Consider the following 22,027-nt stretch of genomic DNA (forward strand, 5'->3'; position numbering starts at 1 on the left):
AATTAAATTATCAATAAATATCAGCAATTTAAAACAATATTCTCGACAAACAGCCAAGGCTGAGATAACGTTGATGATAGAATAATTACTCGGTTATATGTAGTGTTTAATCGTTGCAGTACGTTACTCAAACGTTACCTTCTTCTTGATGCAGAGCATGTTCGCGCCCCAGACGCTGATACATGGAAGCTTAGCGTGCTGCGAATTATCCTTCTTATTGGTGTTACCTTAACCTCAGCCATCGTACTGCACTCATCTTATGCCGCCTATCAAAAGGGCATGTATTACGTTTTGTATCTTACTATTGGCTTTTCAGCGTTACTTTACGCCACATTGGGGCTTCGTAAAGGTCAAATAAAACTCGCGTCAGCCAGCCTTACCCTCACTATTGTATTAGCGGGGCTGAGCATACTTTTCTTCACAATTGATATTGCCTCGGCTCGCTACGGCTTGTTATTTTTCTTCACGCTTCCTATTATTTTACGGCTATTTTATGGCAATAAAGCCGCCATGATTGGTATGTTTGTGAACCTTATTCCTTTTGCCGTTCTAATAAACAACCAGCCAATTGCCCCACTTTTCGGCATCGACATCACCTTACCCGACACTCACACCTATTTAAGTTCGTTAATATTCCTGTTTTTTAACTTTTGCCTTCCCATGGCAGTGATTCGCGTGATGACATCATTGGAAAGTCAGTCATCGCAAAACTTGAAGCAAACGAAAAAGATGGAAAAACTGGTAAGTCGCTATCAAGAAATTTTTAACAACGGCGGCACCCCTTCCCTTTTTTGTGATCAGCAAGGGAAGATATTGCAAGCTAACAAAAGCGCCCGAAAACTGATTAATCAATTACCGGAACCCTGCCATTATATTCATCAACTTTTTGAGCTAAATGAGCCGCTAAGTGCAGGTCATCGGCAAAAGACACATATATCGGGCAATCCACATGCCACCTTCGAGCTTCAATCTGCCAGCCTTCAGCATCACAAAAAACAATTGATCCATTGCTTCGACGTATCTGAGGCAACGGAACATGACCGCAAGTTTGACGCTTTTAAACGCCAGCATTTTGAAAAGCATTATTACGATGAGCTCACCGGCCTGCGAAACCACCATTATTGGAATTGCAGTATTAATCAGCCCGTTCCCGCAAACACACACGCGGTCATGCTAAAACTTGCGAATTTACGTGACATTAATTTGCAGTATGGTTACACCCAAGGTGATAAAGCATTGGCCAGATGTGCGGCGCAGATACAAAGTGTGCTGCCCGCATCGGTGAACGTATATCGATTACCTGGCGCTAGATTTCTGGTCTCAAGTCAACATGACTCCCGCAAGTCCAAAGACTTTAATACTTGGCTTCGGAATAAGCTTCCCCGCACTATTCAGATTGATGACAATTTCGTAAAGCGAACTCAAACACTAAACTGGTTGGGCGGTTTTGTACAAGTAAACACCCCCAAGTCGCCCTCTCAGGTTACTGAGTCTTGTGCAATCGCCTTAAGCCAAGCCAGTAGCGACAAAGATTTCAGTCAGTTCGATAGCAACGTAGTAAAACTTATTCGTAAAGACACGCAACATAGAGACAAGGTGAAACGGTTACTCGACAATCGCTGCTTAGCGTTATGGCTACAACCTCAAGTTTCAATTGATAATGCAATTGTCGGCTTTGAAGTGCTTGCTAGGCTCAAAGATGATGAAGAGGATAAGATACTTCACCCCTACCATTTTCTTCCTGTTATTGAAAAGAATAACTGGCATATTCTCTTTACTCAAAAGGTGCTCGATAACACCATCGAGCTTATAGAAAACTGGCCGAACACTATTCCGCCAGTTCCCGTGGCAATAAACTTGTCAGGCCCTGAACTACTCAGTGATTTGTTCTACGAAAAGCTACTACGCCGCTATTCAGAGAGCCCATTTTTACGAGAGCGCCTGAAACTTGAATTAACAGAAACATCAGTATTGGCAAGTCACCAAGAAACGAAACGCAGGCTAACTTCATTGGCCAATGTGGGCGCAACTATTATTATTGATGACTTTGGTACTGGCCACGCGTCGTTGTCGCAACTTATTGATATGTCAGCATCGGTATTAAAGGTTGATAGAGAATTTATAGATCGTATAGACAGTTCAGAGCGTCACCGAAAAATTGTTCAGATGACGCTAGAGTTGGCAAAAAGCCTCGATATGAAAACCATTGCCGAAGGGGTAGAAACCCAAGCACAGCTTAAGTTACTCACCGACATGGGTTTTACCCTATTTCAAGGCTACCTTTTCGGGAAGCCAGCTCCTCTTGAGGCCTGGCAAGGAATGGAGACAGCCATCATCGTTGGAAAATCCGCAGTTTGATAGCGGTCTATAACAAATTTAAATACCCATTCTCTTGCAATTTCAATCGGCTCCCGCTTTACTGGTAAGACCAGAAGAGCGAGAACGACGAATGCTTAAAGATATCAGCGTTACCTGTGAAGACAGTACTCACTTAACCGCGACACTTTACACACCCGAGCACGCCGTTAGAGGCGCAATAATGATAGCGCCAGCCACGGGTATCACGCGTCAATTTTACGCGGCGTTTGCTAGCTACCTTTGTGAGCAGGGATTTGGTGTGATCACATTCGATAACCGCGGTATTGCTGAATCGTTAAAAGGTAAGGTTAAACACAGTAAAGCGTCGCTAGTCACTTGGGGGCAACAAGATATGCCCGCCGTATTAGAAACCCTAAAAATGCACTTCCCTAAGACCCAATACTTTTTAGTTGGCCATAGTGCAGGCGGCCAACTTTTAGGGCTAATGCCAAACGTAAACGATCTTACTGCATTTTGTAACTTCGGAAGCTCATCGGGCAGTTTACGCAACATGCGAGCAAGCTACTTACTAAAAGCTCACTTCTTCATGAATTTTTATATTCCCTTGAATAACCTACTTTTCGGGCACACTAAATCGCATTTAGTGGGTATGGGTGAGCCTTTGCCTAGCGGTGTTAGTAGGCAGTGGCAAAAGTGGTGTAATGGCCAGGGTTATGTAAAGGAAGCCTTTGGTAAAGAAGTACTCAAGCACTGGTATGATGATATACGCCTGCCATCTAAATGGTTGTTAGCCAGCGATGATGATATTGCCAACCTGTTGAATGTTGAGGATATGATTAGCGTTTTTCCAGAGCTAGACGCTGAAATCCGTCTCATCGAGCCAAATGACTATAACCTTGCAGAGATAGGCCACATGAAGTTCTTCTCAAGGAAATGTCAAGCGCTGTGGCCGGAGGTAAGTGATTTTCTGACAGCTCACCTCAACGTTTAATTTCTGTAAGCAACGCTTCGGCCTGTGAGCGGATATCAACATATTCTTCGACGGCAAGTAATGACGTTAGAATTCGTTCGGCCTCATCAAGGCTACCCAAGTTATAAAGTGTATAGGCTAATCGATATTTAAGTGATGGTGATATCGCATCCCTTGCCGATGCCTCTCTTAGAATAGGTAAGCTTTCTTTGTAACGGCCATTAAGCGCTAAGCTCCACCCATAGGAATGCAAGACATCTGCATTGTTGGGCGCAAGCTCAAACGCTTGTTTTGCATAAACGAAGCTTTGGCTAGTATTGGTGGGAAAATGTAAAATAGCCAACCGATTTAACATGGCATATCGGCTATTGTCATCAACAAGACTAAGTAATTGCTGATAATGACCAATAGCTTGTATTCTATCGCCATAGTAGTAGTGATATTGAGCAAGTAAATTGCGAGGGAAATAACGCGTTGGATCTTGCTTTACTATACTATCTAAGCGCGCCAACAAGCGGTTAAAGCTTTGCTGTTGCACACTAATTGAATACAGCTTTGCTAAGGCCAAGTCGAAACTTGCATCTAGTGCCAAAACGTTTTCAAAATACTGATAGGCTGTGTCTAATTGCCCTTGCGCTTGTGCTAATTCACCTTGCTTAAATCTCACTAGCGGGTCATTAGGGAAGTCGCTTTCAAGTATTTCAAGGGAAGTCGCGGCAGCTTTCAATTCCCCAGAAGCAAGCATCAACTTCACCAGCTGCAAATGGATATTTTTATCACCTGGCACTAGTTCATGTGTACCTTTCATGACCTCTAACGCCTTGGCTTGCTGGCCTAATGCTGTCCAAAGCGCGACTTGCGCGAGTCGAGTGTTGATAGAAAGCGACGGGATAATATCCATCTTTTTAAGTGTAGTAAGCGCTTGTTGTTTATCTCTTACTTTTACATAGAACCCTGCTAGTTGCACTAACGCGACTTGGTTTCCAGGTTCACTAGCTAACAGCGTTCTCAGCAAGTCTATAGCACGCTTGTAGTCGCTTACTTGCGCATAGGCTGCTACTGCCGCAAAGGTAACGTTCGATGGTGCCGCAGCACTATTAGACACTAATATTTTACGAAAGCCTGAAATGGCTGCCTGAAGATTACCCATTTGGAAATCAATTTTGGCCAGCTGAAAAGCAACTTGCAAATGTTCAGGACGTAAAGCAGATAGGGAGAGTAATATTTCCCTTGCTTCATCTAACTCATTACGCTGGAGCAACAAGGTTGCCTGATTATAGCGTGCTGCGAACAACCTCGGTGATTGTATAAGTACCTTATCAAGAACCTCTTGCGCTTTTTCGTACTGCTTATTAATAATAAGCTGCGCAGCGTACATATTTTGAATCGACACGTCACTTGGAAAGCGTGTTATCAGAAGCGCAATTGCTTCACCAGCGAGTGCCGAGTTTCCGTTATTGAGATGATTTAGCGCATAGGTCATCAGTACTTGCCGATTTTCAGGGTAACGTGCTTTTAAACGAGACAGTTGCGCATTGCTTTGCGCAACTTTCCCGCGACTTAAGTTTACTCGCACCGCATATAAAGCGACGTTCACATTATTTGGATATACCTCTTCCAACTTATTCAATAAGTTTACTGCTGCAAAATTTTGCTTGTTCTCAAGAAAAAGCGTTCCGAGCATTAAGGCTTGATCAATATTGTTGTCTATCAAGGTGTCTGCATGAGGCTGCAAAGCTGACATCGCTGATTTCTTATCCCCAAGCGCAATATTAGTACTTGCTAGCAATATCGCCGTTTGTACATCTTCTTCTGTGTACTTCGCATAACTGAGAAAATTATCGCGGGCTGTTTCGTAATTTTTCTGCATCAACGCCACCATACCGCGTAGGTAATAAAGTGCGGGGTCAGTATGCAACATCACGTCATCTACGTTGGCTAATTGGGTAGCAATTTGCTCTAACTGAGGCCGGATAACCGCTAAGGATTCAACCTGACTAGTCAGCCAACTATTGACGAACAATACGTAAAGATCGCCTTCCGTTTGCAGCAACAAATCTTCAGTGATTAAAAGCGCAGCATCAAAGTCAGAAGAAGAAATGTAAGCATCAATTAAACTACGCGCCATGGTTGGATTATTGGGAGACAACAAGAAAGCTTTGCTGTAAAACGTTTGTGCTTGCGCATACTCCCGACGTTCTTTGGCCAGTTGCCCCTTTAGCCACCACGTTTGCGCTTGGATATCACTTTGCCTCATGGACTTCGCTAATAGGGATTCAGCTTCTTTAAAACGACGCTCAAGTATGGCTAATAGTGCCAACCCGTTGAGGCCTTTGGGATGGTCAGCAGCGCGTGTTAAGATCTGGTCATATTCATACCTAGCGCACAATATTCTAGATTGCTGTATACACGCCTTAGCACGAATTGTATGCCAGTTTATTCGCGCTTCAACAGGAAAGGTTGAATCAAAATCAAGAGAGAGGATGCGCTCACTCTCACCTAAGCGAAGTAGTACCTCGCCCCAAGATTCGAAAATAAGCCCTGCATCGCCCCCTGCGTCATAGGCAGCTTGAAATGCAGCGTCTGCTTGGTTAAACATGCCGTTAACCTGATACAACTGTGCCAATAATATCTGTGCGGGTAAATAGTCTGGTTCAGCTTGAAGTGCATTCTTCGCATAAATAAATGCTTCTTTGTATTCCTTTTGGGCGAAGAAAGCCTTCCCTTTTTCATAGTCTTCGTTATTCGCAGGATATACTGAGAAAGAAAAAGAAAAACACACAAAGAAAACAAGCGCACACAGTGCGCTTGTATTCATAGAAAGCGGGGGAGAGATTTTACTCATCAAGTAACATAGTCTGCTATGGAAACTTAGTCGCAGCGTGCTCTTCTAAAGCTTAAGAATAACAACAATAACGCTAATACTGCAATGGTAGGTGGCTCTGGCACACTCACCACTGGAGGCGCTGAAGGTGTCTCATAATTAAATACATAGTTATGAAATTCTCGGGCGCCGGTATATGAAACCGCAGCGAAAGAGCCATCGAACGACGCACCACCACGGGTTGTCGCTAAGGGCGCTAACACCGAACCTTTAACCGCTAAACTATTAAAGTCAATGCTCTCTGCGTCGTAGAAGTTCCACAGTACATTTGAAAACGCTTCACTACCGTTGAAACCATTGTTCAGGTTCACTCCACCACCTACTACTATGTCATTCGCAAGCGCGTTGCTCGCAGAAACATTGATGATAACGGTTTCTGCATCGCCCCAGTTTAGTGACAAATTACTATTTTGCGCAAAGATATCGTCAGCTGACACATTAAATACTGCAACGCTGTCAGTACCTATATAGTTAAATATACCATCACTGTACGTGCCATTCGCGCTAAGGCTAGCAAAGTAAGCTGAATCGGCGTGAAGTGAGGCCGCGACGTCATCAACACTGAGGTCGGCGTTATAGATTGCTTTGCCATCATTACCGTCATTCAGTTCTACGTGCGATACATTAAGTGAACCGCCATAAACTAAATTATTGTCATTTAATACACGAATTTGGTTAGCATTGACGTCGCCCATAATGGTAACGGCATCTATGGCAGTATTTGTATTTGCAAGTCGACTTCCGAACTCAGCCGCATGACCGCTAGCATTCAAATCACCACCGATAAGCACCTGTCCCTGCACGTCTCCACCTTGAAAGTTATAATCTTCCAACAAGATGAGGTTGTAAGTACCTAATGTGCTTGAAGTAGTCTCTTCGGCGCTCACCGAAGCTATAAATGTAAACAACGACATCACTAACACTGCTAAGCGAATCATTACGCACTGCCTTATGTTTGTATAAAGTATGGCCAAGTCTATTAACTTAGGAAATAAAGCTAAAACTTGTGCCTTTTAGTACGCGATTTGCAAAATTCACACCAAACATTCAAACTCATGATTTAAATAAAATTTATAGACTCAGCTATTATATTAAATATCAGCTTGTAAAATTTACTGACATCCGACAATATTTTTTACATTAAATTAACTTAAGGCACAACATTAGTGCAATGAGTATTCTAAAATACGTTTTGTGTCTCCGCCCCCATTTGAAAGGGCGGCGTTAAAAATAATTTATGGCGCGAATATCAGGCCTTCTTTAGGTGAAACATCGCCATGACAAATAGCGTCAAAGTTATGCAGTAACGACGCAATATTTTCATGCTCTCTTACCGATAACCACGATGCTGTCCACAGCATAGCTTCTTTTACAAAAGCCCCGCTTTTTGCGTGAAATACACCCGCACCTAACTCAGTCATTCTGGTTTGAATGTGTGCAGGAGCAAAAAAGAATTCATCACTTACGCCAGAGGCGTCTTTTGTATTTTCAGTGCCATCACCTGTGCTTACTTCTTGCCAATGGGTTAATCCCACTTGCACATAGCGCATAAGATCATCGCCAAGCTTATTCTTAAGCCGCAGCTTTACCTTATTGTTGCCCGACATATCTACCACAATGCTGGCTTTGTTGGCGATGTCATCTAGGTCGTCATAACAGACCACTTGATGGTAAACATCTAGTCCTTCAACAAATCCTTGGCTTTTACCAGAAGTCACACCTACCACGTGATAGTCATCTTTTTTAAGAGCATAAGCCAATCCCAGACTGGTTTTACTTGATGCGCTTAATACAATCACTTGTTTTGGTTTAGGTGCATTGCACTGGTCGATTAAATCCCATAAGCAATAGGATGTGATGTATAAAGGCCACAATAACATTTGCAGGTTTTCACGGTGTGACTGAGCTTTATCACCACTACGTTCTAATGGCCGATACAGGTTATAACCCTGCGGTAGTGCTTTTCTATGCGCGCTGGTATCAATCAAATTTCCTTGAGCAAAAGTAATGGCGTCCATATGCAGATGAGTGGCAGGCGGGAAATACCCAAAATAACGACTGCCTACGTCCACACCTTCTACGCTAGATGCTGATACCTTACCTATACCCCACACAGGAATAACGCCCCATTTGTCGTTGGCGTTGTTCTCCAAAGGTTTGTTGGAAGTCGCGTCACCCGAAACAGCTGGAAAAAACTGCCAATACCCAAGCTTTTCACCCATCATGAAATAAGTGAGATTGTTGGCCGTAAACGCAAAACGCTCTACTTCAAAGGTCACACCCTCTTTGGACTGTTCTTCTTTTAATGGTGCGTCTTTTAATGGCGCTTGTTTATAAAGATCGGCATGTTCTATGGAGACTATACGGTGTTGGCTTAAGTCCTGTTTATCAACTTGAAACTGTTGCATTACTTTATTTCCCTTTTCTTAAGATGCGAGTTTGCCGCTGGCTTTCAGCATATGCATGTACTCCATGAGTTTACCCATAGCAGGTTGCGACCCGGCTTTTAGGCGCCCTAACACTTGTAGTTTTGGCATATCGTCTTTGGCCACACCATGAACAATTTTGGAAAAACCATCGAGTCTACAATTATGGATCCATGCACGAAGTTCAGGCGCTTCGCCCCAAACATGCATATTTCGTAGCATCGCTGCCGTCATAGGAACCCAGTCAATATCACGATTTGGCAGAGGAACAACTTGTGTCAGTTTCTGTTTGGTGGCTTCATCATCATAGGCTGCCTCAACATGCGCAATCAGCGCTGCACTGAACACCGGTTGGTAAGCTCGCACGGTTTGCGGCGTAATCGTATTGCCTTCAAAAACAGGTTTTATTTCTAAATTTGTGAGTGCTGATGCCGAACAGTCCACCACCAATGCATCTTCTGGCATTGCCCACTGAGTATCCTCAAACGTAAGCGCCTCTTTTCCAACATGCGTTACTCTGCCATGGCGAATTATATTAGGTAAGGTTTGCAGTGCTGCCAATTCGGCTTCACTTACCGTGGCACCATGGAACATAGCAGGCCTGACGTCTTTATCTATACGCAGCATGACGCCCTTTTCCTCTAATTTATCGAACATGTCATCGATAGAGGTCGACTGTGCAATGGCTTCCATTTGGTTAGCTTGCGCGCCAATGGTATCGAAGAAAAATTCATCTAGTGGCTGGGTGTTTTTTCTATTGAGCAGCCATGCGTCCCGAGATACCACCCAATGAATGTTTTCAGGGTTTACAAAATTGCTAAGTAACCATAAACAGGTGTCGATCCCCGTTTTACCTCCCCCAATGACGACATAATTTTTATGACCTGTTACTCGTTGGGTTAAGGTATTGACTGGCGTAAAATCAACCTTGTCATCACGGGTAAAGCTTGGCTTGTGGGTAATGGGAATACTGGTTTTTAAATAAGTCGCGTCTACTGTCTTTTTGTTGACGGTAACGTCGTACGTTTTACCGCCAGTGATATTGGTAAATTTGCCCTCGCCTTCGTATTGGCTGAGGGGAAAATATTGAACACGACCCGAGGGCAAAAAGGTCTCTTGCATGACTGAATCGAAGTAGGCACTCACCTCAGCACCAGAGGCTAAGCTCATCAAGCCCTCATTCATTCCTGTTTTATCAATCACTCCGCGATTTAGCTCTCGTGAACAAACACCATAGAAAGCAGAAGGCTGATGTAAGGTGACAAAAGGGTAAGCTAAGTTCCAATGGCCGCCAGGCTTGGCATATTTATCGACTATGATAATGCTGGCATCGGTTTCACTGAGTAGTACATCGGCAAACGCCATGCCTACCGCCCCACTTCCCACAATCAAATAATCGCAAGTTAATTGTTCTGCTTTCATATACTATGTCCTTTATGTATGAACCTGCCTGCACGCGGGTTTAATAAATGTAATCACGCTAAACGACAATCTAATGGAACGATTGAATATAACAGTGTTATATTCAACATATATAACGCCGTTATATTGCGCAACATGTAAATTCAATGTAAATGAAAAAAGATACTCGTCAGAAAATTTTAGAAGCGGCTTCAACCCTGTTCTTAAAAGGGGGGAGTCACGCGTTAAGCGTACGTGCTATTGCTGAGGGTGCGGGTATGTCTACGATAGGCATCTACAGCCACTTCAAGGGGAAGCAAGGTATTCTTGATGCCCTGTATATTGAAGGCTTTACCCTTGTTGATGAAATGATGAAGCAATCTGAGGGTAGTACCCCATCAGATAGGTTGCTCAATGCCTGTGAACACGTACTTCAATTCTCTGAAGCACATGCAGCGCATTACAATCTAATATTTGGCTCTAATCTAAAAGATTACACCCCCAACGAAGACGCGATTGCTGCTGGGGAAAAGGCATTTATTACCTTAACTAAAGTGGTATCAGCGATAATTAAAAAAGAGATTGCTGTAGAAGAGCGTCAGGATATAGCAATGCAAATATGGGCGTTGTGTCATGGCTATATAAGTTTAAACCAACATGAGATTCGCAATAGAATTAATTGGGTAGATTGGAAGACGCGGGCGTTAAATGCTATTCGGCTGCACGTTTACGCGTTGGTAGCTACGCACAACAATAATTCATAACAACAATACAAAGCGGCAACACACAAACCAGCCTATCAAGAGAGTATACTCGAAATAGGTAACAATTTTATGTGTTGCTAACTCTTATCGCTGTTCGAGGGCTTATTTCACTTCGTTTAGCGCATCATCGATGTCTTTAGCACTATGTCTATTTTTAAGCTGCGCATCCCCCCACGTACGATTAACAATCACCCCTCGCGTTACAGCAGGGCGCGCCTCAATTTCTGTTGCCCAGCGTAAAAGGTGTTTGTAGTCGTTCACTTGCAAAAAAGTGGCTGCATCATAAAGATTACCGAGTACTAAGTTGCCATACCATGGCCAAATAGCCATATCAGCAATACTGTACTCCTCTCCGGCAAAATAGGTATTTTTGGCGAGATGTTTGTCTAGCACATCCAGTTCACGCTTTACTTCCATGGTAAAACGGTTAATGGGATATTCCATTGGGTAGGGCGCATAACTGTAAAAATGCCCAAAACCGCCGCCTAAGTAGGGTGCTGAACCTACTTGCCAAAATAACCAGTTGAAACATTCTACTTTTGCAGCAGGATCGGTAGGAATAAATACCGTAAACTTATCCGCTAAGTAACGAAGTATTGAACCCGATTCAAACAGCTTCGTTTCTGGTGAAGTGGAAGTATCTACCATGGCTGGAATTTTTGAATTTGGGTTTACGTCAACGAAGCCAGATGAAAATTGATCACCTTCACCGATATTAACCAACCACGCATCGTAATCAGCGTCAGTAATACCTGCGGCCAAGAGCTCTTCCAACATGATGGTGACTTTTTGTCCATTTGGTGTTGCCAACGAATAAAGCTGAAGTGGATGCTGGCCTACAGAGCGTTCTTGCTCATGGGTAGCACCCGATACTGGGCGATTGATACTAGCCCACTTGTTACCGTCATCTTCATTTTGGCTCCATACTTTTGGAGGGGTATAGGTATTACTGTCAGACATATCAGATCCTTTTCTATCGCATTAGCATGATTATAAATTTGATGTGTGTACTGAATATGGAATTACAATGAGCAGGATTAAGGATATACGACCAAGCGCTTCTCGCTAGGACAGTTCGCAAAGAAGGCAGAATAAAATCGTTTTTAAACGTATTTTAAACTGCCCCTGCGATAATAAAAGGCGCGCAATCCATTGCCCGCAAACTGTGTGGCCATTTGGTGCCTGCTAGTCATAGTGCATTCACTATGACTAGCAGCCCCAGTAACCGAATTCTATTCGAACAAGTACTCAATGTTGCTTGAAAAAGCCTAGTCTTGTTCCAAAGAGGACAATGCATCAAGCAACATGCACGTATTGAAATCGTTCGACATAAGCTCATTATCAAAAATGCTTCTGGTAAAATTCCTTACTATTGCAAACATAAGCTTCCTCCCTGTGGGTATTGGGTTAACTCACAATACCGATGCTGTTATTACCGTGTTTCCAGTGCCGTGTTCCAAATACTATACAACTAGCATTACGATGCATTAAACCAAGCGATGCCCAAACTTATTAGGCTTAAAGCCCCCTTCCTCTTTTAAAGAGTACTACTTAAAAGGCGCGAGGCTGAGCTAGGCGAACCGACCAACGTAATGGAGCGGTTGCTGGCTTTCTAACTTGGAGCCCTACTAGGGTTCTTACCCGAACTTCTTAAGCTAAGCAGCATTTATGCCATCACAACAAATCAAATAATATCAATAACTTAATAGGAATATGAAATTAGGAAAGATAGGGGGGACTGAGAAAATGTTGCACTCTCGCAACACTTTATTACTGACGTGGAGAATAGCTGGAACTTGTAGTGAAAAGAGTAAGTACATGTGAGCTAGAAAAAGCTACCAGAAGAAACAAAAAAGCAGCCCTAGGGCTGCTATCGTATACTTGAACAAACGCGTGCAAAGATACTTATTTAAATACTCACGCGCTTATATGGTCTGTATTCAGCTTTCCAGAAATTACGTTCAATATGGTCATTCAACGCATCGTCTGACATCTCAAGGGCTAGCCCTTGCGCCATTGCGACCTTACCTACTTCAAAGGCTATTTTACGGCTAAGCTCAGCAATAGCACCCAATGGTGGTAATAAGGAACCTTCACCTGTGTTTACCAAAGGCGACGCGTCTGCAAGTGCGTTACTTGCCGCCATCAGCATTTCATCACTAATTAATTTTGCTTTTGCAGCAACCACACCAAGGCCTATGCCAGGGAAAATATACGAGTTGTTACACTGGGCAATGGTAAATACTTTACCTTTGTATTCAACTGGCTTGAACGGGCTTCCCGTTGCAATAACCACTTCGCCATCGGTCCATTCAATAACCTGCTCTGGTCGTGCTTCAACCTGACGAGACGGGTTACTTAATGGAAAGATAATCGGTAGCTCACAGTTTTGCTTCATGGCGCGAACCACCTGCTCAGTGAACAAACCAGGTTGCCCCGATACCCCAATAAGAATATCTGGCTTGGCACAGTGCATAACATCAAGTAGCGATGCGTAATCGCCGCTAAAAGTCCAAGTTTCAAGGTCGACTAACTGCTGATTGAGCTTTTGCTGGAAATCGCGTAGGCCTTCCATACCTTCGGTCACTAGGCCAAAGCGGTCTACCATGAAGACTTGCTTACGCGCCTGCGCATCGCTAATACCTTCATGCACCATTTGCTGAATAAGCATCTCAGCAATACCACAGCCGGCTGAACCTGCCCCAACAAACACCACTTTCATGTCAGATAACTTTTGTTGTTTCATGCGACATGCCGCTAAAATAGTGCCTAACGTAACCGCAGCAGTACCTTGAATATCGTCGTTAAAGCAACACACTTGATTGCGATAGCGGTTCAGCAAAGGCATCGCATTAGGTTGTGCGAAATCTTCAAACTGAATCATTACTTCAGGCCAGCGGCGTTTTACAGCCTGAATGAACATATCGACAAATTCATCGTAGTCTTCTTGCCCAATACGAGGGTGACGTGCCCCCATATACATAGGGTCGTTGAGCAACTTCTCGTTGTTAGTTCCCACATCAAGCATAACGGGCAAGGTATACGCAGGGCTAATACCACCACAAGCGGTATATAGCGAAAGCTTACCAATCGGTATACCCATTCCACCAATGCCTTGATCGCCAAGGCCAAGAATGCGTTCGCCATCAGTCACTACAATCACTTTGACTTTACGCTTGGTGGCATTACGAACAATGTCATCTATTTGGTGGCGCTCTTCCCACGATACAAACAGCCCGCGCGAACTACGATAAATGTCCGAGAACTGCTCACAAGCATCACCCACTGTTGGGGTGTATATAATTGGCATCATCTCATCAATATGTTTTTGAATAAGACGATAAAACAGGGTTTCGTTGTTATCTTGAATGGCGCGTAAATAGATATGCTTGTTCAGTACTTCGTCGAAGCTACTGTATTGCATGTACGCACGCTCAACTTGCTCTTCAATACTTTCGTAACGAGGCGGTACTAAGCCCGTTAAGTTAAATGCAGCGCGCTCTCTCGAGGTAAATGCACTGCCCTTATTTAACAGGGGCGTTTCCAACAGCGAGGGTCCAGCATGAGGAATATAAAGATATCGATTTGAATCTTCTGACATGGGTAATCCGGTTTTATTTACAGGCAATTACTTAGCTGCAACCTGATAAGCGTGCTTTTGCACGCTTTTTATTAAAATATTTCTTCAGGCTCTGGCGTCGTCGTTTTATTTTGCGAGGCAGGGTCGACCACTTCATCATCAAGAACATATGAGGTGGGTTCAGTGCCTTGCAAGAAATATTCGAACAGTGTCGTATGGTCTGTCCTTCGGGTCAACTTCCCACTGGTACGATCAATGCGGACACGCACTATTTTTTCAGGTACAGGAATAGGTGAATGAGGCTTTTCTGCCAATGCATATTCCATAAATCTTATCCATGCCGGACCGGCCGCTTTTGCCCCGTCTTCGGTACCAATTAACGCATTACCAATCCAATTGAATTTTTCAGGGTTGCGATTAACGAGGTTTTGATTGCGAGTAGCACGGCCAAGTTGTCTTCCCATGTTGTCAAAACCAACCCAAGCGGTCGCGACGATATCTTTTTGGAAACCACTGAACCATGTATCTCTTGAATCGTTCGTGGTACCTGTTTTACCTGCAATATCGGTGCGCTGCAGAATATTTCGTGCACGCCAACCTGTACCAAGCCAATAAGTCTTCTTACTCCAATTCCCATTAGCACGGACACCGGTACGCATCATCTCACCTACCAAGAAGGCATTTTGTGCGGTAATGACTTGGGGTGCACTCTGCTGTTCCGTTGTTTCGCTCTGTGCTAGCAATACATCTTTATTAAGCTGGGCTTCGAGTAAGGCTTCAACATCAACATCGTTATTGTCTAAATCGTTTTCTACATCACTTTCCGGATAGCTTTCAGGCGCATGAGCCTTGGTGCAGTTATCGCATGCCCAAACAGGGTTAGCTTCCCACAACACTTGATTATGTTCATCCAGCACTTTAGCAATAAAGTGAGGGTTTACTAAGTAGCCGCCATTAGCAATAACTGACATACCACGAACCACTTCTAGCGGTGTATGAGAGCTAGACCCTAACGATACGGTTTCGTCTAATGGAATATCGTCTGGATCGAAACCAAAGCGAGTCAGATAGTCTGCCGCTTTACGAAGCCCAACACCCCGCAGTAGACGAACTGACACTACATTCTTCGATTTACCCAAGGCTTTACGCATACGAATAGGACCATCGTACTCCGCCGGTGAGTTTTGAGGGCGCCAAGCAACACCGGTTGCCGCATTCCATTGATTGATAGGGGCATCATTAATAATAGAAGCGAGGGTATAGCCGCTGTCTATCGCCGCAGAATAAATAAAGGGCTTAATGTTAGAGCCTACTTGTCGTTTTGCTTGCGTCGCACGATTAAACTGGCTTTGGTAAAAACTGTATCCACCGACTACCGCTTCAACCGCACCATTTTTTGGATTAAGCGCAATAAACGCCCCGCTCACTTCTGGCAATTGCGCGATACGCCATGCGTCGTCTTGTTCACGAACATAAATTACCGCACCAGGTTGGGTGATATCTGAGGCTGTTTCGGGCTCGCTACCTTGCCTAAAGTCGGTGATATATCGTCTCGCCCAGTCTAAACCTTCCCAAGTGATCGTTCGCTTCTCGCCGTTTACATCAAGCACATCAATAGATTGATCAGCGGCCAAAAGTACAACTGCAGGCACAAGAGGCTTAATATATGGCACTCGTGACAACGCAGAAAGCATCTCGCGCTCGCTCCAGTCACTGGCGAGCAACTTTTCACTTACGTCAAAATCTAAAGAAAGCTGAGGTACTGGCTCATCTTGGCTCTCTGGCGAAGGGGCGTCCCACAAATAGCCAAGCGGCCCTTTGTAACCATGGCGCTCATCGTAGTCGTGTAGATTCCTTACCACCGCGCGCTGAGCAGCGAGTTGTAAGTCGGAACCCGCGGTCGCGTAAACCTGATAGCCGCCTGTCTCCGCTTCATCTTTACCGTAAATATCGACCATTTCGTTATAGATGATGTCGGCTAAATAAGGTGCATCCACTTCAATTTCAGCCCCATGCTTACGTGCAGTTATAGGCGCGCTTGCCGCATTATCAAAGTCCACTTTAGATATGTATTTTTCATCAAGCATGCGCAGCAACACCACGCGGCGACGGCCTGCTGATGCTTCAGGGTCAGTAATAGGGTTTAGCGCTGAAGGCGCTTTTGGAAGGCCTGCAATAGTGGCAAGTTGTGCCAAAGTGAGTTCATTAAGAGATTTACCATAATACACTTGGGCAGCGGCACCAAAACCAAACGAACGATGGCCTAGCTCAACTTTATTTAAATAGAGTTCAAGGATCTCTTCTTTACTGAGTTCCTGCTCCATGTGCCACGCGATAAATATCTCTTTTACCTTACGAATATACGTTTTTTCTCGACTTAAAAAGAAGCCTCGAGCAAGCTGCATTGTTAATGTACTCGCCCCCTGCCTTTTTTCTCCCGTAATAATTAAACTTAACGCAGCACGGGCAATTCCAATGGGGTCAATTCCGTGATGTTCAAAGAAGCGACTGTCTTCGGTTGCCAATATTGCGTGGATTAATTGTTCAGGAACTTCCTCAAGTTTTACGGGTATCCGCCGTTTAACGCCATATTGGGAAATTAATTTTCCATCATGAGTATATATCTGCATGGGCGTTTGGAGTCTAACATCCTTAAGTACAGTAACGCTTGGTAGGTTAGGTTTGATATAAAAGTAAATACCAACAAGCGCGACACACCCAATAAGGCCTGAGATGACAAAGAATAATAATAACGGTTTAATGTACTTCACAATTTAAGGATACCAAGGCATTTTTGCGAAAATGACGTATATTTTCATACGTATGTGTTATCAATAGAACCATACGCACAATAAAAACTGAGTAATATTGTACTTTAGAGCAACTACCATTGAAACCGGACACTTGTAAATGAAATCGCTGTTCAAGAAAAAGATGCCTCCCATTGTGGGTTTAGACATAGGCACACGTCAAATAAAAGCGGTATGGCTAGAACCTTCAGTCAATGGCTATATGCTTCAAGGCTATGCTTGTGAATCTATCAATAAAGTGGCTTTTTCTGAGCGAGATATTAAAGATTACGAGGCGGTAAGTTTAGCACTTAAAAAAGTACGTAACAGCTTAAAAACTAAAATAAAGCAAGCTAATGTAGCGGTAGCGGGTACATCAGTAATCAGTAAAATCGTTTATATGGAGCCAGACCAAAACGATTATGAACTTGAAAGCCAGATAGAAATTGAAGCGGACAGCCTCATTCCTTTTCCCCTTGAAGATGTTTATATAGACTTTGAAGAACTAGGCCCAAGTGAAACACATTCTGGCAAGGTCAATGTTCTGTTGACGGCCGCACACAAAGATTTAGTAGATAGCCGATTGCTACTGTCCCGCGAAGCCGATTTCGAACCTAAAATTGTTGATGTGGAAAATTACGCAATTGGAAACGCTATCGACTTTTTCTATAACGGAAAAGTGGAAGATGAAACCATTTGCGCCATTAATGTAGGTGCCTCATTACTTCAAGTTAGCGTGGTACGTAACGGCAATGTTGTCTATACAAAAGAGCATGCGTTCGGGCTAAATAACTTAGTCAACGACATTAGCGCTATTCAAATGATTGAGCGTGATGAAGCCGAGCGTCTATTGATGGACGAGTCATCGTCTGACAGTTGGTTAGACGAAGTGTTACCTATCTTTGCCGCTAATTTACAGCAGAACATCAATCGTGCATTGCAAATGTACATGACGACATTTCATGTTGACCGGCCTGCGAAAATTTTACTTTGCGGCGGCGCTGCCACCATCCAACCTTTGGTCGATATTTTACGCCAAGACTTGGGCCTACACGTTGATGTATTCGACCCCTTTTTGGGCATGACCATGAACCCTAAGTTAGATTCCCAGCGGTTACGTCGTATCGCCCCACAGCTAACTATTGCCGCGGGCCTTGCTAGCCGGAGTTTCACATCATGGCACATGTAAACTTACTTCCTTGGCGCGAGCAGCGACGCCAACATCAAAAGCAGCAGTATTTGATGGGTCTGCTAGCCGTTGCTGCTATCGTGGGGTTAATTTTTTGGTTTATCGGTCAGGCCATCGACCAACAAATTAATCATCAGAATTCTAGGAACCAGTTTCTTGAGCGCGAGATTGCCTTATTAGATGCGAAAATAGCAGATATAAAGAATATTAAAGAAAGTAAAAATGCGATTGAACAACGCATGGCCCTCATTGAACAACTACAGGCTAGCCGAAATGTAGCGGCCATTATATTTGATGAGTTGGCCAAAATCGTACCTGTGGGTGTGACCTTTCAATCCATGAAGCGCATGGGAAATAAGTTAGAAATTGAAGGCGTTAGTGATTCAAATAACCGACTTTCTGATTTCATGCGTTCATTAGATAACTCTGATGTTTTTGTTGGAGCAGAATTATCGTCAATAAAAGCAGACACCAATGCCTCGCGCGCGATTAGCACCTTCACGCTTACCTTTATGGTTAGCGCTTCGGTATCACCGTTGAAGCAAGGCGCTGAAGGGAAGACTAATAAATGAAATTTGATGTAGAAAAGCTCAAAGAACTCAATGAGCTAGACTTTGAACAAATTGCTATTTGGCCCAATGAAGTACGCATAGTGGTTGCTGCCTTCGTGGCAATCTTAATTGGCGCGCTTAGCTATTATCTGCTTATAAGCCCTAAACTGCCTATCCTTGATACGGCCGAGTTAAAAGAACAAGAGCTGAAACTGCAATATGAAGCCAAGTACCGCATTGCGGTAAATGAAGAAGCGTACCGAGAACAGCTTGCCCAACTGGAAGATGACTTTTCTTCCATGCTGAAAAGCTTACCTACCAGCAATGAAACCCCAGGTTTGCTAGACGATATAACCTATGTAGGCACATCATCTGGGCTTACCTTTAAATTATTGAACTGGCAACAAGAAGTACCTAAAGAGTTTTACACCGAACTGCCTATTGAAATTGAAGTCAGTGGCGGATATCACCACTTTGGAGAATTTGTCTCCAAAGTGGCTGGACTTTCTCGTATTGTCACCTTACATGATTTCGATATTTTACGAGATAGCAATGGGCTCACATTGCAACTGCAAGCGAAAACCTACCGCTCAGAAAACAGTACCGGAATAAGCGGAGGATCTCAGTGATGCGCTTTTTTTTAGTACTTGCTGCGGTTGTTATGGTAACCGCTTGCTCGCCAAAACTTGATGACTTGCAGGCATATACGCAGAGTGTCAGCGAAAATGTAGTTCACAATATAGAGCCCTACCCTGAGTTTGCTACACCTACAACCTTTATATATTCAGCGAGCGAATTGCCTAGCCCTTTTGATTCGCCTAAAGAAAACACGGCGCCATTAACGCAAACTCGACAAGAAAACTGTTTTCAACCTGACTTTGAACGTACAAAGCAGAAATTGGAAAGGTATGGCTTAGACTCATTAGGCTTAACCGGTAACTTTAAAAGCCAAGGCATTGAATGGGCACTAATCACCAGTAATGACGGCGTTTTACATAAAGCCAAAATTGGCAGCCGCATCGGGTTATTTTACGGTAAAATCACCGGAATTAATCCAAACTCACTAACAATAGAACAGTTAATACCTGATGGCGCAGGTTGCTGGCAGAAAAAAGAGATAACGTTGAGCAAAACCTCAACGTCAGGAGAGAAAAAATAATGGCTGAGCGTTACCTATTTAACAAGTCTTTAAATCGTAGAAGTGCTCGCTGGCCTTGGTTGCTGGGTTTTGCCGCTATCTGTACGGTATTGATACTTTATGTTGCGCCCGCCAAAGCGTTAGAACCCGTATTGTACGACCCAAGTGACAACACACCGTCAACCCGGATTACCGATATAGACTTTACCCGAGAAGCAAATAATATCGGTGTTGCGCTAGTCACCTTTGAAGGAGCTTCACCTACCCCGCAACTCGTTGAGTCTCAAGGAAAGGTTACCATTACCCTCGCTGATAGCGAGTTAGATGAAAGTCAGCTCGTTGAATTAAACGTGACAGAGTTTTCCACGCCAGTATCAATCATTGAGACATTTCAAGACGAAAAAAGTACCCGCATAGAAATTCTTTATAGCGATACCGTGACCGCCCGCCACGCGGTAGAAGATAACGTCATTCGCATCAAAATTGAGCCGATGAGCTTGTCGCAACAAGAAGAATTAGAAAACAAAAAAACCTACACTGGCGACCCGATTTCGTTAGATTTTCAAGATGTACCTGTACGTCAAGTGTTGCAAATTATCGCGCAAGTTAACGGCTTTAACTTGGTGACCACAGACACAGTTACCGGAAATGTCACCATAAGCCTGTCTGGTGTTCCATGGGATCAAGCCCTTGATATGATTTTACGCGTTAAAGGGCTGGATAAACGCCTAGAAGGTAATATTTTACTGATTGCACCAACAGAAGAGCTTACCGCCAGAGAAACCCAAGCGCTGCAGTCAAAGAAACAGGTGTCTGATTTGGCCCCTCTTAGCACCGTCAATATTTCGGTAAATTACGCCAAGGCAGCCAAGCTAGCGACTATCTTGAAATCTTCAGAGGGTGGCATTTTATCTGAGCGCGGCACTGTCACCGTAGATGAGCGCACCAACACTATGCTTATTCGAGATACCTTACCTTCAATTGATGAAGCAAGAAAAATGATTGATGCACTGGATATTCCGGTTAAACAAGTATTAATTGAAAGCAGAATGGTCACCGTACTTGATAACGTTGATGAAGAGCTAGGCGTTCGTTGGGGCTTAAGCGATAGAGAAAGTGACAGTGGCGTTTCAGGGACTATTGAAGGGGCGGAAACTATTGCAGGCGGCTCTGTTCCAAGTATTGACGATAGACTAAACGTAAACCTCCCTGTTTCTGGTGCAGCTGGCACTATTGGCTTTCAAATAGCGAGCTTGGTTGATGGCACCATATTAGACTTAGAATTGTCAGCACTTGAATCTGAAAACAAAGGTGAGGTTATTGCTAGTCCGCGTATTACGGTAGCGAATCAGCAAGAAGCTTATATTGAACAAGGAACTGAAATTCCGTATGTTCAAGCTACCTCAAGTGGTGCTACTTCGGTTGAATTCAAAAAAGCGGTGTTATCGCTTCGTGTAACACCACAAATTACGCCAGATAATCGCATTATTTTGGATTTAGTTGTTACTCAAGATACCCGTGGTGAAACCGTTTCAACTTCAACCGGTGATGCGGTGGCCATTGATACCCAAGAAATCAAAACTCAGGTCTTAGTAGAAAACGGCGAAACCATAGTATTGGGCGGTATTTTCCAGCAAACGAGTACCGATAGCGTGTCAAAAGTGCCATTATTTGGCGACTTGCCGTTTTTAGGTGTACTGTTTCGAAATACATCAGAGTTTCAAGAGAAGCGTGAGCTACTTATATTTGTAACGCCCAAAATAATTACAGAAAAACCGTAACAACCTATAATTCAAGGTAAAATGCGGACTGAGAGTAGTCCGCTTTTTACGTTTTCTCGTACTGCAATGCCTCTGTATTTACATTATAGTGCTAATTGTTTTCAACAATACTTGCAAGGGCTTGTTAGAAACTGAGATAATCGCGGTCTCGAAATTTTAGCGAGGTTAAAGGAGTAGTGCTTATTGGACATTAAATAAGCACGAGTCAATGGGTAGGCTGGTAAGGCAACAGTGC

The 22,027-nt window shown here is 43.7% G+C and carries 15 protein-coding genes; 8 read left to right on the forward strand and 7 right to left on the reverse strand.

The features are described 5' to 3' along the window. Window positions 1–102 precede the first annotated feature (102 nt). The gene (locus tag JKP82_RS01915) at window positions 103–2,358 is read left to right on the forward strand and encodes a sensor domain-containing phosphodiesterase (protein ID WP_218395622.1); all 2,256 of its coding nucleotides are present in this window, start codon (window positions 103–105) and stop codon (window positions 2,356–2,358) included. A 91-nt stretch (window positions 2,359–2,449) separates the two neighbouring features. Then, a complete protein-coding gene (locus JKP82_RS01920; RefSeq protein WP_218395624.1) occupies window positions 2,450–3,310 on the forward strand; it encodes an alpha/beta hydrolase family protein in 861 nt (286 codons plus the stop codon). Here the strand turns inward: JKP82_RS01920 and JKP82_RS01925 are convergent. From JKP82_RS01925 to JKP82_RS01940, 4 genes are all read right to left on the reverse strand, one after another. Further along, window positions 3,300–6,134, reverse strand: coding sequence for a tetratricopeptide repeat protein (locus JKP82_RS01925; RefSeq protein ID WP_218395626.1), 2,835 nt, complete (start codon window positions 6,132–6,134; stop codon window positions 3,300–3,302). The genes JKP82_RS01920 and JKP82_RS01925 overlap by 11 nt on opposite strands. A gap of 26 nt (window positions 6,135–6,160) precedes the next feature. After that, a complete protein-coding gene (locus JKP82_RS01930; RefSeq protein ID WP_159534337.1) occupies window positions 6,161–7,111 on the reverse strand; it encodes a choice-of-anchor A family protein in 951 nt (316 codons plus the stop codon). A 297-nt stretch (window positions 7,112–7,408) separates the two neighbouring features. Beyond that, on the reverse strand, window positions 7,409–8,581 hold the full coding sequence (locus JKP82_RS01935) for a DUF2855 family protein (RefSeq protein ID WP_218395628.1): 1,173 nt from the start codon (window positions 8,579–8,581) through the stop codon (window positions 7,409–7,411). 18 nt (window positions 8,582–8,599) lie between these two features. Further along, window positions 8,600–10,021 (reverse strand): NAD(P)/FAD-dependent oxidoreductase, encoded by a 1,422-nt coding sequence (locus JKP82_RS01940; protein ID WP_159528321.1) that lies wholly within the window; start codon window positions 10,019–10,021, stop codon window positions 8,600–8,602. A 152-nt stretch (window positions 10,022–10,173) separates the two neighbouring features. Between JKP82_RS01940 and JKP82_RS01945 the strand changes: the two genes are divergently transcribed. After that, window positions 10,174–10,764, forward strand: coding sequence for a TetR/AcrR family transcriptional regulator (locus JKP82_RS01945; RefSeq protein ID WP_218395630.1), 591 nt, complete (start codon window positions 10,174–10,176; stop codon window positions 10,762–10,764). A gap of 102 nt (window positions 10,765–10,866) precedes the next feature. Here JKP82_RS01945 and yghU read toward each other — a convergent pair whose 3' ends face one another. The 3 genes from yghU to JKP82_RS01960 all read right to left on the reverse strand — a co-directional run bounded on the left by yghU (window position 10,867) and on the right by JKP82_RS01960 (window position 17,115). Continuing rightward, window positions 10,867–11,724, reverse strand: a complete 858-nt coding sequence (yghU, locus tag JKP82_RS01950) for a glutathione-dependent disulfide-bond oxidoreductase (protein WP_159528317.1) — start codon at window positions 11,722–11,724, stop codon at window positions 10,867–10,869. Window positions 11,725–12,673: 949 nt separating this feature from the next. Then, window positions 12,674–14,365: an NAD-dependent malic enzyme gene (locus tag JKP82_RS01955; RefSeq protein WP_159528315.1), complete on the reverse strand. Its 1,692-nt coding sequence runs from the start codon at window positions 14,363–14,365 to the stop codon at window positions 12,674–12,676. Window positions 14,366–14,436: 71 nt separating this feature from the next. Further along, window positions 14,437–17,115 carry a penicillin-binding protein 1A gene (locus tag JKP82_RS01960; protein ID WP_159528313.1) on the reverse strand — a complete coding sequence of 893 codons (2,679 nt, stop codon included), beginning with the start codon at window positions 17,113–17,115 and terminating at the stop codon, window positions 14,437–14,439. Window positions 17,116–17,254: 139 nt separating this feature from the next. Between JKP82_RS01960 and pilM the strand changes: the two genes are divergently transcribed. From pilM to JKP82_RS01985, 5 genes are read left to right on the forward strand one after another with little or no spacing between them, the layout of a single operon-like run. After that, the gene (gene pilM, locus JKP82_RS01965; RefSeq protein ID WP_218395632.1) at window positions 17,255–18,322 is read left to right on the forward strand and encodes a type IV pilus assembly protein PilM; all 1,068 of its coding nucleotides are present in this window, start codon (window positions 17,255–17,257) and stop codon (window positions 18,320–18,322) included. Beyond that, entirely contained in the window at window positions 18,310–18,894 is a 585-nt protein-coding gene (locus JKP82_RS01970) for a PilN domain-containing protein (RefSeq protein WP_159528309.1), read from the forward strand. The genes pilM and JKP82_RS01970 overlap by 13 nt, the downstream gene beginning before the upstream one ends. Further along, window positions 18,891–19,502 (forward strand): type IV pilus inner membrane component PilO, encoded by a 612-nt coding sequence (locus JKP82_RS01975; RefSeq protein WP_159528307.1) that lies wholly within the window; start codon window positions 18,891–18,893, stop codon window positions 19,500–19,502. Before JKP82_RS01970 ends, JKP82_RS01975 begins: the two co-directional genes overlap by 4 nt. Continuing rightward, the gene (locus JKP82_RS01980; protein WP_201299235.1) at window positions 19,502–20,032 is read left to right on the forward strand and encodes a pilus assembly protein PilP; all 531 of its coding nucleotides are present in this window, start codon (window positions 19,502–19,504) and stop codon (window positions 20,030–20,032) included. Before JKP82_RS01975 ends, JKP82_RS01980 begins: the two co-directional genes overlap by 1 nt. Then, window positions 20,032–21,792, forward strand: a complete 1,761-nt coding sequence (locus JKP82_RS01985; RefSeq protein ID WP_218395634.1) for a type IV pilus secretin PilQ — start codon at window positions 20,032–20,034, stop codon at window positions 21,790–21,792. The genes JKP82_RS01980 and JKP82_RS01985 overlap by 1 nt, the downstream gene beginning before the upstream one ends. The last annotated feature ends 235 nt before the right edge of the window (window positions 21,793–22,027 follow it).

This window comes from Alteromonas lipotrueae (assembly GCF_019249215.1).
In the GTDB taxonomy this organism is placed as follows: domain Bacteria; phylum Pseudomonadota; class Gammaproteobacteria; order Enterobacterales; family Alteromonadaceae; genus Alteromonas; species Alteromonas lipotrueae.

Excerpts from the sequence above, each read along its gene's own strand:
- JKP82_RS01920 (WP_218395624.1), top strand. The coding sequence starts at position 2,450 with ATGCTTAAAGATATCAGCGTTACCTGTGAAGACAGTACTCACTTAACC.
- JKP82_RS01925 (WP_218395626.1), bottom strand. The coding sequence starts at position 6,134 with ATGAGTAAAATCTCTCCCCCGCTTTCTATGAATACAAGCGCACTGTGT.
- JKP82_RS01930 (WP_159534337.1), bottom strand. The coding sequence starts at position 7,111 with ATGATTCGCTTAGCAGTGTTAGTGATGTCGTTGTTTACATTTATAGCT.
- JKP82_RS01935 (WP_218395628.1), bottom strand. The coding sequence starts at position 8,581 with ATGCAACAGTTTCAAGTTGATAAACAGGACTTAAGCCAACACCGTATA.
- JKP82_RS01940 (WP_159528321.1), bottom strand. The coding sequence starts at position 10,021 with ATGAAAGCAGAACAATTAACTTGCGATTATTTGATTGTGGGAAGTGGG.
- JKP82_RS01945 (WP_218395630.1), top strand. The coding sequence starts at position 10,174 with ATGAAAAAAGATACTCGTCAGAAAATTTTAGAAGCGGCTTCAACCCTG.
- yghU (WP_159528317.1), bottom strand. The coding sequence starts at position 11,724 with ATGTCTGACAGTAATACCTATACCCCTCCAAAAGTATGGAGCCAAAAT.
- JKP82_RS01955 (WP_159528315.1), bottom strand. The coding sequence starts at position 14,365 with ATGTCAGAAGATTCAAATCGATATCTTTATATTCCTCATGCTGGACCC.
- pilM (WP_218395632.1), top strand. The coding sequence starts at position 17,255 with ATGAAATCGCTGTTCAAGAAAAAGATGCCTCCCATTGTGGGTTTAGAC.
- JKP82_RS01970 (WP_159528309.1), top strand. The coding sequence starts at position 18,310 with ATGGCACATGTAAACTTACTTCCTTGGCGCGAGCAGCGACGCCAACAT.
- JKP82_RS01975 (WP_159528307.1), top strand. The coding sequence starts at position 18,891 with ATGAAATTTGATGTAGAAAAGCTCAAAGAACTCAATGAGCTAGACTTT.
- JKP82_RS01980 (WP_201299235.1), top strand. The coding sequence starts at position 19,502 with ATGCGCTTTTTTTTAGTACTTGCTGCGGTTGTTATGGTAACCGCTTGC.
- JKP82_RS01985 (WP_218395634.1), top strand. The coding sequence starts at position 20,032 with ATGGCTGAGCGTTACCTATTTAACAAGTCTTTAAATCGTAGAAGTGCT.